The sequence below is a fragment of the Saccharothrix luteola genome (genome assembly GCF_020859565.1).
Lineage (GTDB): Bacteria > Actinomycetota > Actinomycetes > Mycobacteriales > Pseudonocardiaceae > Actinosynnema > Actinosynnema luteola.
Genome location: NZ_JAJHUO010000059.1, coordinates 18,049 through 32,659, shown reverse-complemented (window position 1 = coordinate 32,659; position 14,611 = coordinate 18,049). Strand labels below are relative to the sequence as shown.

The following is a 14,611-nucleotide window of genomic DNA, read 5'->3' as shown; positions in this document are numbered from 1 at the left end:
GTAGACTGGTAACGCAACGGCTCCGCTCCTGGTCAGACGTCTTCTGTGAGAGGAAAACGATCTTAACCAGGCGGGGCCGTTGCGCTGTCACCAGCGATCAAGAGTTCTGAATAACGCTCCTACGTTCGCGGGCCGAGAGTTCAACGCTCAAAAGATCAAGAGATCAAGAGAGTCCTCGCCGGACGGGCAGATCAGCAGGATGACGGGGTTTCGCGTTCAGGCTGCGGGTCCGTTGTCGGTCGGGTTTCGTGTCATCCCGCCGACCTCCCCAAGGGCAACCACACGCGTCAAGGGGGCGGGTACCGGTGAACGCCGACAGGCATCGGTGAACGGCCCCCTTGACACGCGCGGTTGGGCGGAGCCAGGTCGGCGGGATGACACGAAGCCCTTCTGTTGAGGGAAGGGAGTGGCGGTGGGAGGGGGTGGGGGTGGCAGTGGTGGGGGTCAGGCGCGAGGTTCGAGGCGGCGGCGGCGGGCGACTTCGGCCAGGACGACGCCGGCGGCGACGGAGGCGTTCAGCGATTCGACGCCGGCGGCCATCGGGATGGACACCGTTTGGTCGCACGTCTCCTTGACCAGGCGCGAGAGGCCGCGGCCCTCGGAGCCCACGACGACCACCAGGGGGCCCGTGGCCAGGTCGAGGCCGTCGACGTCGACGTCCCCGTCCGCGTCCAGGCCCACGATCATCAGGCCGGCGTCGGCCCACTCCTTGAGCTGGCGGGTCAGGTTGGTCGCCACGGCGATCGGGATCCTCGCCGCGGTGCCCGCGCTGGTCCGCCAGGCGACGGCGGTGATGCTTGCCGAACGGCGCTGCGGCAGGACGACGCCGTGGGCGCCGAACGCCGCGGCCGAGCGCACGACCGCGCCCAGGTTGCGGGGATCGGTCACGCCGTCCAGCGCCACCAGCAGCGGGGGCACGCCGGACTGGTTCGCGATCTTGAGCAGTTCGCGCGGCTCGGCGTACTCGTACGGCGGCACCTGGAGGCCGAGGCCCTGGTGCATCGCGCCGCCGGTGATCCGGTCCAGCTCGCCGCGCTGCACCTCCAGCACGGAGATGCCGCGGGTGGCCGCCAGCTGCACGGCCTCGGCGACCCGGTCGTCCGCGTCGATGCCCAGCGCCACGTACAGCGCCGTCGCCGGGATGTCGGCGCGCAGGCACTCGACCACCGGGTTGCGCCCGGCCACGGTCTCGGGCCCGTTCTCGACGGCCTTGCGCCGCTGCGAGCGCACCTGCTCGGCCTTCGCCGCCGCGGTCGCCCGCTTGTAGGCGGGGTGGTTCGGTCGGTCGGTCGCCTTCGGGGTGGGGCCCTTGCCCTGCAGGCCCTTCGACTTCTGCCCGCCGGAACCGACGACCGCGCCCTTCTTGGAGCCGGGGTTGCGCATGGCGCCCCGGCGCTTGGAGTTACCAGCCACGAGCTCAGTCGTCCTTCAACGTCCACAACGGACCGTCGGGGGTGTCCTCGACGGCGATACCGGCCAGCAGCAGGTGATCGCGCAGCGCGTCCGCGCGCGCGAAGTCCCTGTCCTTGCGGGCCTGCGACCGCTCTTCCAGCAGCCGTTCCACCAGCACGCCCAACGCGCGCCCGCCCGCGCCGCCCGCCGCGGCGTCGTGCCACAGCGGCGACAACGGGTCCAACCCGAGCACGCCGGTCATCGCCCGCACCGACCCGGCGGCGGCACGCGCGCCCAGGTCGTCACCGGACTCCAGGGCCGTGTTGCCCTCGCGCACCCGCTTGTGGATGGCGGCCAACGCGCCGGGCGTGCCCATGTCGTCGTCCATCGACGCCACGAACGCGGGCGACAGCTCGCCGTCCGCGCCGACGGCGCCCGTGCGCTCGACCACGCGCCGCAGGAACGACTCGACCCGGCGGTACGCCGACACCGACTCGTCCAACGCCTCGGGCGAGTACTCGATCGTCGACCGGTAGTGCGGGCCGACCAGGTAGTAGCGGAGTTCGGGCGCGCGGACCCGCTCCAGCATCGCCGGGATCGACACCGTGTTGCCCAGCGACTTCGACATCTTCTCGCCGCTGAGCGTCACCCAGGCGTTGTGCATCCAGTAGCGGGAGAAGCCGTCGCCGGCCGCCCGTGACTGCGCCTGCTCGTTCTCGTGGTGCGGGAAGATCAGGTCGATGCCGCCGCCGTGGATGTCGAACGTCCCGCCGAGGTACGCGGTCGCCATCGCCGAGCACTCCAGGTGCCAGCCCGGCCTGCCCGGACCCCACGGCGTCGGCCACGAAGGCTCGCCCGGCTTCGCCGCCTTCCACAGCGTGAAGTCGCGCGCGTCGCGCTTGCCCGTCGCGGCGGACTCGCCCTGGTGCACCTCGTCGAGCTTCTGCCCCGACAACGCCCCGTACTCGGGGAACGACGTCACGGAGAAGTACACGTCGCCGTCGGAGGCGTACGCGTGACCCTTCTCGATCAGCCGCTCCATCAGCTCGACCATCTGCGTGACGTGGCCCGTCGCGCGCGGCGAAGAGGACGCGGGCAGGCAGCCCAGCGCGTCGTAGGCGTTGTCGAACGCCCGTTCGTGCTGGTAGGCCCACTCCCACCACTCGGCGCCGTGCTCGGCGGCCTTGGCGAGGATCTTGTCGTCGATGTCGGTGACGTTGCGCACCAGCCGCACGGTCGAGCCGTCACGGCCCAGCCAGCGCCGCAGCACGTCGAAGTTGAGGCCGCTGCGCACGTGGCCGATGTGCGGAACGCCCTGCACCGTTGCCCCACACACGTAGATCGACGCCGTTCCGCTGACCTGCGGGACGAACTCCCGCATGGACCGGGTCGCGGTGTCGAAGAGGTGGAGGCTCACGTGAAGATGGTACGGGCGGTGACCAGCCGGGGTCGGATCGCCCGGTCAAATGTGCTTGCGGAGCACCTGCAGCAGCGCGTCCGGACGGCTGCCGGTCGGGAGCGGGTCGACGATCTCGACCTGGCACCCGATCGCCGCCGCGCCGCCGTCGGCCTCGGGGCTGTCGCCGATCATGAGCGCCTCGGTGGGGTGCACGCCCAGGCGGTCGCAGGCGATGCGGAACAGCTTCGGGTCCGGCTTGACGAAGCCCTCCTGGTAGGAGAGCACGAACTCGTCCACCCGGTTCTCGACGCCGTGACGGGCGAAGACGGCGGAGATGTCCCACGCGATGTTGCTGACGACCGCGGTCGGCAACTCGGTGCCCAGGGCCTGCGCGGTGTCCGGGTACGGCTGCCAGAACGGCGGGCTGCACAGGTCGGCGTAGAACCGGTCCGGGTCCTTCGCGCCCGCCTTCGCCAGCACGGCGAGGTGCATCTCGCGGTGCGCGTCGGGGTCGAGGTCGCGGCGTTCCCACTGCGCCGGGTCGATGTCCAGCCCGTCCGCCAGGCCGACGGGCGCGGTGAGCGCGCCCATCAGCTCGGCGTGGGCGGCCAGCGAGTCGTGCTCCAAGCGGAACAGGGTGCCGGAGAAGTCGAAGAGCACGGCGCGGATCGTCACATAACGCACGTTACGTGGTCCGGACATCGGAGGTCTCGGGGAGCGCGGAACCGAGACCAGCCTCACTCCGCGAGGGGCGCCCCGACCGCGGATCAGCGGCGGTCCGGCTCAGGCGGCGTTGCCGGTGACCTTCGTCGGGGTCAGGCGCAGCACCACGCGGACCTTGCCGGGCGCGTCGGCCGGGTAGTCCTGGCCCAGGTACTTGTGCGACAAGTCGTTCGCCAGCACGCGGCCGGCGTCCTCGACGATCGTCACGGTGCCGCGCACCTCCGCGTACACCTCGGGGTCGACTTGGCTCCACACGCTCACGCTGGCCCGCGGGTCACGGCGGAGGTTGCGCTCCTTCACCCGGTCGCGCAGCGTCGAGAACAGCAGGTCGTCGCCGTCCCGGGTGACCCACACCACCGATGTCTGCGGGCTACCGTCCGGGTTGAGGGTGGCGAGGACGGAGTAGTTCCGCCCGTCGACCAGGGCACGCGTCGCCGCGCTGAGGGTGACCGGCATGCGGCTCAGGCTAGTGGGACGAGCAGCGCGGTCGCCACGGCGGCGATGCCCTCGCCGCGCCCGGTCAGGCCGAGGCCGTCGGTGGTCGTGCCGCTGACCGACACCGGGCCGCCCACCGCTTCCGACAGCACCTCCTGCGCCTCGGCGCGGCGCTTGCCGATCTTCGGCGCGTTGCCGATGACCTGCACGGCGGCGTTGCCGACCCGGTAGCCTGCCTCCTCCACCAGGCGACGCGCCTCGGCCAGGAACTCCACGCCGTGCCGCCCGGACCAGCGCGGGTCGCTCGTGCCGAACACCGCGCCGAGGTCGCCGAGCCCGGCGGCGGACAGCAACGCGTCGCACAGCGCGTGCGCGGCCACGTCACCGTCCGAGTGGCCGGCGCAGCCGTCCGCGTCGTCCCAGCGCAGGCCAGCCAGCCAGCACTCACGGCCGCGTTCCACTTGGTGGACGTCCGTGCCGATGCCCACTCTGGGGATCACGGTGCTCCTCGGGTGCCGGCCAGCAGCGCCTCGGCCACGGCCAGGTCGAACTTCGTGGTGATCTTCATGGAATCGGGGTGCCCGGGCACGGTGACGACCGGCACACCGAGCCGTTCGACCAGGCCCGCGTCGTCCGTGGCGCCCAAGCCTGCATCGTGCGCGACCTCGTGCGCGCGCAGCAGCACGGCCGCGTCGAAACCCTGCGGGGTCTGCACGACGCGCAGCGCCGCGCGGTCCGGTGTGGCGACCACCACGCCGTCGGCGTCGACCTGCTTGACCGTGTCCGCGACCGGCAGCACGGGGACGACGGCCGGGTGACCGGCGGCGACGGCGTCCACCACGGCCCCGACGACGGCGGGCGGCGTGAACGCGCGGGCCGCGTCGTGGACGAGCACGATTGAAGTGTCGGGGATCTCACGCAACGCGTAAGTTAGGGCCAGGCGCACCGAGTCCGACCTCTCGGCGCCCCCGGCCACGACGTGCACCGCCCCGTCGGCTGGGGCCAACGGGGCGGTGACGGTACTCACAACGTCCACATCGGACGGCGGCGCGGCGATGACCACGTGCCGCACGCGACCGGAGTCGAACAGGCCGCGCACCGCACGCACGAGCAGCGGAACGCCGTCGACCGGTACGAGCGCCTTGGGCATGCCATAGCCCAACCGCTCACCCCGGCCCGCCGCGGGCACGAGCGCGACCACACCCATGTTCGCGGTTTCCGAGATGGTGGGTGGAACGGTCAGGACGCGGTAGCCAGGACCTCGTCGAGGAGGACCTCAGCCTTGTCCTCGTCGGTGCCCTCGGCCAGCGCCAGTTCGCTAACCAGTATCTGTCGAGCCTTCGCCAGCATCCGCTTCTCACCAGCGGACAGTCCGCGATCCTTCTCGCGCCGCCAGAGGTCGCGCACCACTTCGGCCACCTTGTTCACGTCACCGGACGCGAGCTTCTCGAGGTTGGCCTTGTACCGCCGGGACCAGTTGGTCGGCTCCTCCGTGTGGGGAGCACGCAAGACCTCGAAGACCTTGTCAAGACCCTCCTGGCCGACGACGTCACGAACGCCCACGATCTCGGCGTTGTCGGCGGGGACGCGAACCGTGAGGTCGCCTTGGGCAACCTTGAGGACGAGGTACTTCTTCTCCTCGCCCTTGATCACACGGGTCTCGATTGCTTCGATGAGAGCGGCACCGTGGTGCGGGTAGACGACGGTCTCTCCGACCTTGAAAACCATGTGTCCTCTGCCCCTTTCGCTAACCCCATCCTAACACGCCGAGCAATCCCCTCATCGGCCTGTTGAGATCAGTTAGCGCTGGTCAGGGCCGCGTGGGGGGTTGACAAATCACCCGGTCGCATGCAACGCCCGTGGTCGATCTTGCTCCACTGTGGACGTGCCGGCGAGGGCCGCGGCCCGCTGTGGGGCACCACATGCCGCAGGTCCGGGGGCACCCGGTTAGGCTCCTGGACTGGTGGTCGGACCCGCTACTACCGGGTACGACCCGCCTCGTCAGCACACCGGGAAGGGATCCGAGCAGCCGTGGGTCGCGCACTCCAGAAGTCACCAGCGCCGCGCCGCCTGGCCGTCGTGGCCGCCCTGGCGACCGGCCTCGGCTTGGCCGCCGCAGGTTGCAGCGCAGGTCAGGTCACGCAGACGGACACCCAGGTGGCCGTCGTCAACGGGGCCAGCGGGCAGGTGGGAGACATCGCCGTCCGCGACGCGCAGTTCCTGTTCCCGGCGGCGCACGGGGCCTATGAGGAGGGCGACGACGCGCCGATCACGGTCGTGATCGTCAACAACGGCACCGGTGTGGACAAGCTGCTGGGCGTGACCAGCGAGTTCTCCGCGCCGGCCGAGATCACCGGCGACACGCGGCTGGAGGCGGGGTCGGCCGTCCTCGCCGAGGCCGACCAGGACGACGCGGGCAGCCACGCCACGACGACGACCAAGTCGGCGTCCTCGTCCGCGCCCTCTGACTCGCACGAGCCGTCGGGCTCGCACGCGTCGACCACGACGACCACCGCGCCGTCCGGCACGGGCTCGGTGACGACGACCACGACGGGTACGCCGACGTCGGGCAGCGGCACGTCCGTGTCGAGCCCGCCGACGACGGGCACGAAGCTGCCGTCGTCCGCGGACCCGACGGAGCCGGGTGTGGTGAAGATCGTGCTGAAGGGGCTGAAGAAGCCGCTGCGGCCGGGCGAGACGATCCGGGTCACGTTCCTGTTCGTGCAGGCGGGCGAGGTGACCTTGGAGCTGCCGATCGGCGCCACCACCGAACCGCGGGTGGACGCTCCTTCGGAGCACTGAGCCGCACCAACACGCCGCAAAGCGACGCAGGGGTCCCCGCCCAGGGGACCCCTGTTTTTATTCTCCCACTGGGCACCGACAGCAGAAGCGTCAAAGCATGTCCTCGCCGGACGGGCGGATCAGCAGGACGACGGCCGGTGGGTGGGGATGTGCCGGGTCCGTTGTCGGTCCGGGTTTCGTGCCATCCCACCGACCTCCCTCCGGGCTACCACACGTAATCAAGGGGCGGACATCAGTGAACGACCAGGCAAGGGACGCACAGCCCTCTTGACACGCGCGGTGGGGCAAAGCCAGGTCGGCGGGATGACACGAAGCCCTCCTTGAGAGAAGCCTGCCGGTGGCGGTGCGGTGTCGGAGGTGCCGGATAGCCTCCGGGGCGTGGCGAAGACAGCACGGGTGGCCAAGCCGACTTACCGCTGCGCCGAGTGCGGGCACGAGGTGGCCAAGTGGGTCGGGCGGTGTCCGGAGTGCCAGGCCTGGGGCACGGTGGAGGAGCGGGGGGTCTCGGCGGCTCCCCGGTTCCTCGCGGGCGCGCCCAGCAGTGAGGCCCGGCCCATCGGGCAGGTCGACATCGAGTCCGCGCGGGCCGTCTCGACCGGTGTCCTGGAGCTGGACCGGGTCCTCGGCGGTGGCCTCGTGCCGGGGGCCGTGGTGCTGCTGGCGGGTGAGCCGGGTGTCGGCAAGTCGACGCTGCTGCTGGAGGTCGCGCACCAGTGGGCGCTGTCGGTCGGCCGCTGCCTCTACGTCACCGGCGAGGAGTCGGCCGGGCAGGTGCGGTTGCGGGCGGACCGGACCGGCAACCTGCACGACGAGATCTACCTGGCCGCCGAGAGCGACATCTCCGCCGTCCTCGGCCAGGTGGACGCCGTCAAGCCGAGCATGCTCATCGTGGACTCCGTCCAGACCATGTCCTCACCGGCGGTGGACGGCGCGCCCGGCGGGGTCAGCCAGGTCCGCGCCGTCACGGGCGGCCTGATCGCGGTCGCCAAGGAACGCGGGCTGCCCGTCGTGCTCGTCGGCCACGTGACCAAGGACGGCTCGGTGGCCGGGCCGCGCGTGCTGGAGCACCTGGTGGACGTGGTGCTGCAGTTCGAGGGCGACCGGCACTCGACGTTGCGGCTGCTCAGGGGCGTGAAGAACCGGTTCGGGCCGGCCGACGAGGTCGGTTGCTTCGAGCTGCGCGACGACGGCATCGCGGGCGTGCCCGACCCGTCCGGCCTGTTCCTGCACCGCCGCGACCAGGCCGTCTCCGGCACCGCCGTCACGGTGGTCGTGGAGGGCAAGCGGCCCATGCTGGGCGAGGTGCAGGCGCTGGTCACGCCGACCGCGCTGCCCGCGCCGCGGCGCGCGGTGAGCGGCCTCGACTCGGCCCGCCTGGCGATGGTCCTGGCGGTGCTGGAGAAGCGCGGCCGGGTGGGGCTGGGCAACAAGGACGTGTTCACCGCCACCGTGGGCGGCATGCGGCTCGTCGAGCCCGCGGTGGACCTCGCGGTGGCGCTGGCGGTCGCCTCGGCGGCCACCGACCTGCCCCTGCCGCACGACCTCGTCGTGGTCGGCGAGGTCGGCCTGTCGGGTGAGCTGCGCCGCGTCAACGGCGTCGGCCGCCGCCTCACCGAGGCCGCCCGGCTCGGCTTCACCAAGGCCCTCGTGCCACCGGACGCGGGCCCCCTGCCGCAGGGCACGCGCGCGCTCGTCGCCAACGACCTGCACGAAGCCCTGAACCTGCTCAACCTCCGGAAATAGCGAACGGCGCCCCCGGTCAAGGGGGCGCCGTCCGGGAGCACACCTACTTGCCGGCCGCCAGCAGCTGGGCGCAGCGGATCAGGCCCAGGTGGCTGTACGCCTGCGGGTGGTTGCCCAGGGAGCGCTCCGCGATCGGGTCGTACTCCTCGGGCAGCAGGCCGGTGGGTCCGGCCGCGTCGACCATCTGCGCGAACAGCTCCTCGGCCTCCGTGCGCCGCCCGGTGAGCAGGTAGGACTCGATCATCCACGCCGCGCACAGGTGGAAGCCGCCCTCGTCGCCGGGCAGGCCGTCGTCACGCCGGTACCGGTACACCGTGGAACCGGACCGGAGCTCGGCCTCGATCGCGGTCACGGTGGCCTGGAACCGGTCGTCGGTCGGGTCGATCAACCCCGACAGCCCGACGTGCAGCGACGCCGCGTCCAGGTCGTCGCCGTCGTAGGCGGTGGTGAACGACTGCGCTTCCTCGCTCCACCCGTGCTTGAGCACGTCGTTGGAGATGGTGTCGCGCAGCACCGGCCACGACGGGTCGATCTCGCGCCCGTACCGCTCGGCCAGCATCACCGCCCGGTCCAACGTCACCCAGCACATGACCTTGGAGTACACGTGGTGGCGCGGCGCGTGCCGCTCCTCCCAGATGCCGTGGTCGGGCTCGTGCCACCGGCGGGCGACCGCCTCGGCCATCGCCTGCACCATCAGCCAGTCCTGGTCGGTCAACGAGCCGCGCGCGGCGGCCAGCTGCACGACCAGGTCCACCACGGGACCGAACACGTCCAGCTGCACCTGCTGGTTGGCGAGGTTGCCGACGCGCACCGGCCGCGACCCGGCGTACCCGGGCAGCGTGTCGATGACGGCCTCCGCGCCGAGCATGGTGCCCTGCAACGTGTACAGCGGGTGCAGCCGCTCCGGGCCGGGCAGGGTCGACAGCACCCCGTGCACCCACCCCAGGAACGCCTCCGCCTCGCCGAGCGACCCGACCGACACCAGGGCCTGCGCGGTCAGCGCCGCGTCACGCAGCCAGCAGTAGCGGTAGTCCCAGTTGCGGATGCCACCCAGCTCCTCGGGCAGCGAGGTGGTGGCGGCGGCCATGATCGCGCCGGTGTCGTGGTGCACCAGGCCCTTCAACGTCAACGCCGACCGCAGCACCAGGTCCGACTCGACCTGGGGCAGCTTGAGCGTCGCCGCCCAGTCCGACCAGAACGCACCCGCCCGCGCCCGCCGCTCCGGCTCGCCGAGCGTGGCCTCGGACAGGTCGTCCGTGCCGCAGCGCAGCTCGAGCAGGATCGGCGCGCCCTCGCGGGGGCGCACGACGGCCGTCGCGGTCTCCTGGATGCCGTCGGAGGTGATCTGCCAGTCGACGCCCGGCGAGCGCAGCACCATCGGGTCCGAGGTGCCGACGACCCGCAGGCCGTCGCGCTCGCGCAGCAGCCGCACCGGCACCTGGCCGAACTCCGGCCGCGGCGCGAACGTGATCACCGCGTTGGTCGAGCCGGAGACGCGCCGCACCAGGTCCGTGCGGTGCGAGGCCAGGTCGTGGTCGAGGTAGTCGGTCACGAGCAGCCGCGACCAGCGGGTCTCCACGATCATCGTGCCCGGCACGTACCGCTGGCCCAGGGGCAGCGAGCCGTGCTCGGGCTTGATCGAGAAGTGGCCCGCGGCCGGCCCGCCGAGCAGGTCGGCGAACACCGCCGCCGAGTCCGGCTCCGGGTGGCACAGCCAGTTCAGCCGCGCGTCGGGGGTCAGCAGCGCGACGGACCGCTCGTTGGCGAGCATGGTCAGCCGCTCGATCGGCACGGCCTGGTCGCCGTGCAGCCACGCCCGCCGTTCCTCCAGCAGGAACGCCAGCACGGTGGCCACGTCGATGCTGTCGCCGACGTAGTACTCGGCCAGCGACTCGCCGTCGCCGACCTTGATGCCGACGTCAGGCCCGCTCAGCCGGGCAAACGCTTTCTCGTCGGTCACGTCGTCACCGACGAACACGGCCGCGGTCGCCGACGCGCGGTGCCGCAGGACGTCCAGGGCGTGGCCCTTGTCCGTCTGCACCACGGCCAGCTCGATCACGGCCTTGCCCTCGGTGACCTGCACGCCGTCCCAGGTGGCCGGGCCGGTGCGCACGGCGTGGAGAACCCGCTCCCCCACGGCGGGGTCGGCACGGCGGACGTGCACCGCGATGCTCGCGGGCTTCACTTCGAGGCCGACGCCCTCGTGCCCGGCGACGACCCCTTCCAACTCGGTTTCCAGGCGGCGGTGCAGCTGTTTCGCGTCAGCGTCCAGCGCGTGCACGAAACCGACGTCGAACTCGGAACCGTGCGAACCCACCAGGTGCACCTCGGACGGCAGGCGCGACAGCGTCGCCAGGTCGCGCAGGGCGCGCCCGGAGATCACCGCGGCCGTCGTCTCGTGCAGACCGGCCAGCGAGCGCAACGCGCCCACAGACTCGGGCAGCGGGCGGGCGTCCTCTGGGTTGGCCACGATCGGAGCCAATGTCCCGTCGTAGTCGCAGGCGACCAGCAGGCGCGGTGTGCGTGCCAGCTGCACGATCGCACGACGAAGTTCGGCGGGGAGGGCCTCGGCGGTCAACGCCCCTCCTCAATGCTCGGTGGGACAAGGTCGGTGATAGTCGGTCTGAACTGATTCAGATTCAGATCGTGGACTGCGTGCCCAAGGCATCAAGGAACGATCGAGCCCAGCGGTCGACGTCATGCGTGAGGACTTGGCGGCGCAACGCGCGCATCCTACGGCGGCCTTCGGCCGGATCCAGCGTGAGGGCGGCTTCCAACGCGTTCTTCACGCCGTCCAGGTCGTGGGGGTTGACGAGGAACGCGCTCGTGAGTTCGGCCGCCGCGCCCGCGAATTCGGAGAGCACCAGCGCGCCGCCGAGGTCGTAGCGCGTGGCGACGTACTCCTTGCAGACCAGGTTCATCCCGTCGCGCACCGGGGTCACGACCATGACGTCGGCGGCGGTCATGAACGCGGTCAGCTCACGCCGGTTGACCGATTGGTGCAGGTAGTGGACCACCGGGTGGCCCACGGTCGAGAACTCGCCGTTGATCCGGCCGACGGCCTGCTCGATCTCGCCCCGCATCTGCTTGTAGTGCTCGACGCGCTCGCGGCTGGGCGTGGCGAGCTGCACCATGGTCACCTCGCCGGGGTCGACGCGGCCGTCGGCGAGGAGTTCGTGCAACGCGCGCAGCCGCACGTCGATGCCCTTGGTGTAGTCGAGGCGGTCCACGCCGAGCAGGATCTTCTTCGGATTCCCGAGGTCTTCGCGAATTTGTTTCGCGTGTTTTTGGACTTCTTTGTCCCGCGCGAGCGCGTCGAGGCCCGCCGAGTCGATCGAGATCGGAAATGCCCCGACCCGCACGGTGCGGTCCCCGACCTGCACGACACCGGGCCTGGTGCGCACGCCGACCGCGCCGCGGCTGGGTTCCAGGCCGACGAGGCGGCGGGCCAGCCAGAGGAAGTTCTGCGCGCCGCCGGGCCGGTGGAAGCCGACCAGGTCCGCGCCGAGCAGGCCGCGGATGATCTCCGTGCGCCACGGCAGCTGCATGAACAGCTCCACCGGCGGGAACGGGATGTGCAGGAAGAAGCCGATGCGCAGGTCCGGCCGCAGCTCGCGCAGCATCGCCGGCACCAGCTGCAGCTGGTAGTCCTGCACCCAGACCGTCGCGCCCTGGGCGGCGACCTTCGCGGTCACGTCGGCGAACCGCTGGTTGACCCGCACGTAGGCGTTCCACCAGCGGCGGTGGAAGGCGGGCGGCGCGACCACGTCGTGGTAGAGCGGCCACAGCGTGCCGTTGGAGAAGCCCTCGTAGTAGTCGGCGACCTCGGTGGCGCTCAGCGCCACGGGGTGCAGCTGGAGGCCGTCCTCCTCGAACGCGTCCACTTCGGCGTCCGCGATGCCGGGCCAGCCGACCCAGGCCCCGCTGTGCGTGCGCAGGAACGGCTCCAGGGCGGTGACCAGGCCGCCGGGGCTGTGCTTCCAGCGTTGCGTGCCGTCGGGCAGGCGCTCCAGGTCAACCGGTAGGCGGTTGGCCACGACCAGGAAATCCGCGCCGTTCTCGCCAATGCTGCTCACCGGGTAGCGCCTCCTAAGGGATTCGTCTCGCCCACCGTCGAGGTTAGTGGGAACGCGCAGGTTGGATGCCCTGTCGTCACCCCCGTCACACTGTGTTGACTTGACGAAAGCCCGTCAGGTGGGCGATCTCACGTGGAAACGCTGTGTTCAGGCGCTCAACGACGGGAACGGGCGGCCAACCGGCCGAGGCTCGTGCGCACGGGCCGACCCAGATGTTCACCCAGGACGACGCCGCTCGCGAGCGCGAGGGCCGTGCCGGCGGCCAGCACGAGCGTCGACAGGCCGGCCGCGTCACCCTCGGCGGTGAGCTGGTAGAGGCCGCGGTAGGTGGTCCAGCCGGGCAGCAGCGGCACCACTCCCGCCACCGCGACGAGCAGCGGCGGTGTGCCCAGCCGCCGGGAGATGATCTTGCCGATGAAGCCGACCGCGGTGGCCGCGACGACCGCGGACGTGATGGCGTTCGTGCCGGTGAGGACGAGCAGGCCGTAACCGGCCGTGCCCACCGCGCCCGCGACGGCGGCCATCGGCAGCGCCCGGACCGGCGCGTAGCTGGCCAGGGCGAAGAACGCGGAGGTGGCCGCGCCCGCCGCGAACTGCGCCGGCACCTCGGAGATCAACGGCGGCAGCGGGTCGGCGATGCTCGTCCGGACCCCGAACTGCACGCCGGCGCGCAGGGTCAGCGTGATGCCCGCGACGAGGCCCGCGGTGAGCAGCGTGATCTCGACCATGCGGCCGGCGGCGGTGACGTGGTAGCCGGTGATGGCGTCCTGCACGGTGCCGACCAGCGACAACCCGGACAGCAGCACCACGATCCCGGTGGCGATCACCAACGAGGGCCGCACGGCGGGCAGCAGGTCCGTCGCGTACATCGCCACCGCCACCGAGGTGGCCAGGGCGCCGCCGACCACCTGCTGGAAGAAGAACGGCAGCCCGCGCCGGTTGAGGATCCGGCCGACCCGGTCGATCAACGCCGTGACGAGGGCCGCCGTCGCCGCCGGCACCGGCCCGCCGCCGACCAGGAACGCCACCGCGGCGGCCATGCCCGCCCACGCCACCGTGGCCACCCAACGGGGGTACGGGTGATCGGCGCGGCTGATCCGCTCGATCTCGGCGGACGCGTCCGGCGCCGTGATGCCGCCGGAGGTGATCAGCCGGATCAGGTCCTCGACGGCGGCGAGCCGGGTGTAGTCGACGCTGCGGCCGCGCACCACGCGCATGGTCGTCACGGGCGCGGCTTCCGTGCCCCGGTGGCACGAGACGGTGATCGAGGTGTAGATCACGTCGACCTCGGTGTTCGGCAGGCCGTACGCGGTGGTGACCGCGAGGATGGTGGCCGTCACGTCGGCCACGCCCGCCCCGCCGGCCATCTGCGCCTCGCCGACCCGCAGCGCCAGGTCGAGTACCAGGTGGACGGTCGAGTCGTCCGGAAGGGACGGACCTTCGACGGGTCGTGCCTGCTCCGCGTGCTCGAACCGCCGGCGCCACAGCCGCACCCGGCGTCACCTCCCTCACTCGCCCGACCGCCACGCCCGACCGTGTCACATTCGAGGCTGTGTCCTGCACCACCCCTGGACGGGGTACCTGGACCAGGTGAGTCGATCACGGTGCGTTTAATACTGTTGATAGCGCTGGCCAGCGGTTTTGCGGGTCGCCAGGGCCACCCGGACGGTACCCGCGACCTCCGGTCGGACCAACGCGGGACCACCGTGAGCAGACCGTTCGCCGCAGGTGGCACCCCCTGCGGGCGCTTACGATGTTCCAGGCCTCCGGGCCACGCCGGTGTAGCTCAACTGGCAGAGCACTCGCCTTGTAAGCGAAAGGTTGCGGGTTCAAGTCCCGCCACCGGCTCCGCACCGACTGCCCCCCTGACCGGGAAAGACCTGGTCAGGGGGGCAGTTTCATGATCATAGCGGGTCCAGGGTCGTGGTTTGGCCGGCCTGGCGGCGTAGTGGGTGCCGTGCGGCGCGGTCCCAGGTGGTTCCCAATCGACCCGGGATGGTCGACGTGCGGGTGTGGCGGCCATTTCCGAATTGGTGTCCCG

12 protein-coding genes and 1 tRNA gene are annotated in these 14,611 nt (G+C 71.5%); 3 read left to right on the top strand and 10 right to left on the bottom strand.

The window, feature by feature from the left end; all coding sequences use genetic code 11:
- Positions 1–444: 444 nt before the first annotated feature.
- The 7 genes from rlmB to LNK82_RS46365 form a co-directional block, all read right to left on the bottom strand.
- Complete coding sequence (gene rlmB / locus LNK82_RS46395) at positions 445–1,413, bottom strand: 23S rRNA (guanosine(2251)-2'-O)-methyltransferase RlmB (protein ID WP_230573197.1); 969 nt, start codon at positions 1,411–1,413, stop codon at positions 445–447.
- A gap of 4 nt (positions 1,414–1,417) precedes the next feature.
- On the bottom strand, positions 1,418–2,809 hold the full coding sequence (cysS, locus tag LNK82_RS46390; protein ID WP_230573196.1) for a cysteine--tRNA ligase: 1,392 nt from the start codon (positions 2,807–2,809) through the stop codon (positions 1,418–1,420).
- Positions 2,810–2,854: 45 nt separating this feature from the next.
- Complete coding sequence (locus tag LNK82_RS46385) at positions 2,855–3,466, bottom strand: HAD family hydrolase (protein WP_230573195.1); 612 nt, start codon at positions 3,464–3,466, stop codon at positions 2,855–2,857.
- A gap of 108 nt (positions 3,467–3,574) precedes the next feature.
- Complete coding sequence (locus LNK82_RS46380; protein ID WP_230573194.1) at positions 3,575–3,970, bottom strand: PPOX class F420-dependent oxidoreductase; 396 nt, start codon at positions 3,968–3,970, stop codon at positions 3,575–3,577.
- A gap of 5 nt (positions 3,971–3,975) precedes the next feature.
- A complete protein-coding gene (ispF, locus tag LNK82_RS46375) occupies positions 3,976–4,449 on the bottom strand; it encodes a 2-C-methyl-D-erythritol 2,4-cyclodiphosphate synthase (protein WP_230573193.1) in 474 nt (157 codons plus the stop codon).
- Entirely contained in the window at positions 4,446–5,156 is a 711-nt protein-coding gene (gene ispD, locus LNK82_RS46370; RefSeq protein WP_230573192.1) for a 2-C-methyl-D-erythritol 4-phosphate cytidylyltransferase, read from the bottom strand. Before ispD ends, ispF begins: the two co-directional genes overlap by 4 nt.
- Positions 5,157–5,188: 32 nt before the next feature.
- The gene (locus LNK82_RS46365) at positions 5,189–5,677 is read right to left on the bottom strand and encodes a CarD family transcriptional regulator (protein WP_012782996.1); all 489 of its coding nucleotides are present in this window, start codon (positions 5,675–5,677) and stop codon (positions 5,189–5,191) included.
- 303 nt (positions 5,678–5,980) lie between these two features.
- On the opposite strand from LNK82_RS46365, the gene LNK82_RS46360 reads away from it, so the two are divergent.
- Both LNK82_RS46360 and radA read left to right on the top strand, forming a co-directional pair.
- Positions 5,981–6,751: a copper chaperone PCu(A)C domain-containing protein gene (locus LNK82_RS46360; protein ID WP_230573191.1), complete on the top strand. Its 771-nt coding sequence runs from the start codon at positions 5,981–5,983 to the stop codon at positions 6,749–6,751.
- 378 nt (positions 6,752–7,129) lie between these two features.
- Positions 7,130–8,494 (top strand): DNA repair protein RadA, encoded by a 1,365-nt coding sequence (radA, locus tag LNK82_RS46355; RefSeq protein ID WP_230573190.1) that lies wholly within the window; start codon positions 7,130–7,132, stop codon positions 8,492–8,494.
- Between the two features lie 43 nt (positions 8,495–8,537).
- Here radA and otsB read toward each other — a convergent pair whose 3' ends face one another.
- The 3 genes from otsB to LNK82_RS46340 form a co-directional block, all read right to left on the bottom strand.
- Positions 8,538–11,072, bottom strand: a complete 2,535-nt coding sequence (otsB, locus tag LNK82_RS46350; RefSeq protein WP_230573189.1) for a trehalose-phosphatase — start codon at positions 11,070–11,072, stop codon at positions 8,538–8,540.
- A 61-nt stretch (positions 11,073–11,133) separates the two neighbouring features.
- The gene (locus LNK82_RS46345) at positions 11,134–12,570 is read right to left on the bottom strand and encodes an alpha,alpha-trehalose-phosphate synthase (UDP-forming) (RefSeq protein WP_230573188.1); all 1,437 of its coding nucleotides are present in this window, start codon (positions 12,568–12,570) and stop codon (positions 11,134–11,136) included.
- Between the two features lie 155 nt (positions 12,571–12,725).
- Positions 12,726–14,063, bottom strand: coding sequence for a threonine/serine exporter family protein (locus tag LNK82_RS46340; protein WP_230573187.1), 1,338 nt, complete (start codon positions 14,061–14,063; stop codon positions 12,726–12,728).
- 282 nt (positions 14,064–14,345) lie between these two features.
- On the opposite strand from LNK82_RS46340, the gene LNK82_RS46335 reads away from it, so the two are divergent.
- Positions 14,346–14,418 (top strand) — tRNA-Thr (locus LNK82_RS46335).
- The last annotated feature ends 193 nt before the right edge of the window (positions 14,419–14,611 follow it).

Coding starts and splice junctions, on each gene's coding strand:
- LNK82_RS46380 (WP_230573194.1), bottom strand. CDS start 3,970: ATGCCGGTCACCCTCAGCGCGGCGACGCGTGCCCTGGTCGACGGGCGG.
- LNK82_RS46365 (WP_012782996.1), bottom strand. CDS start 5,677: ATGGTTTTCAAGGTCGGAGAGACCGTCGTCTACCCGCACCACGGTGCC.
- ispD (WP_230573192.1), bottom strand. CDS start 5,156: ATGGGTGTGGTCGCGCTCGTGCCCGCGGCGGGCCGGGGTGAGCGGTTG.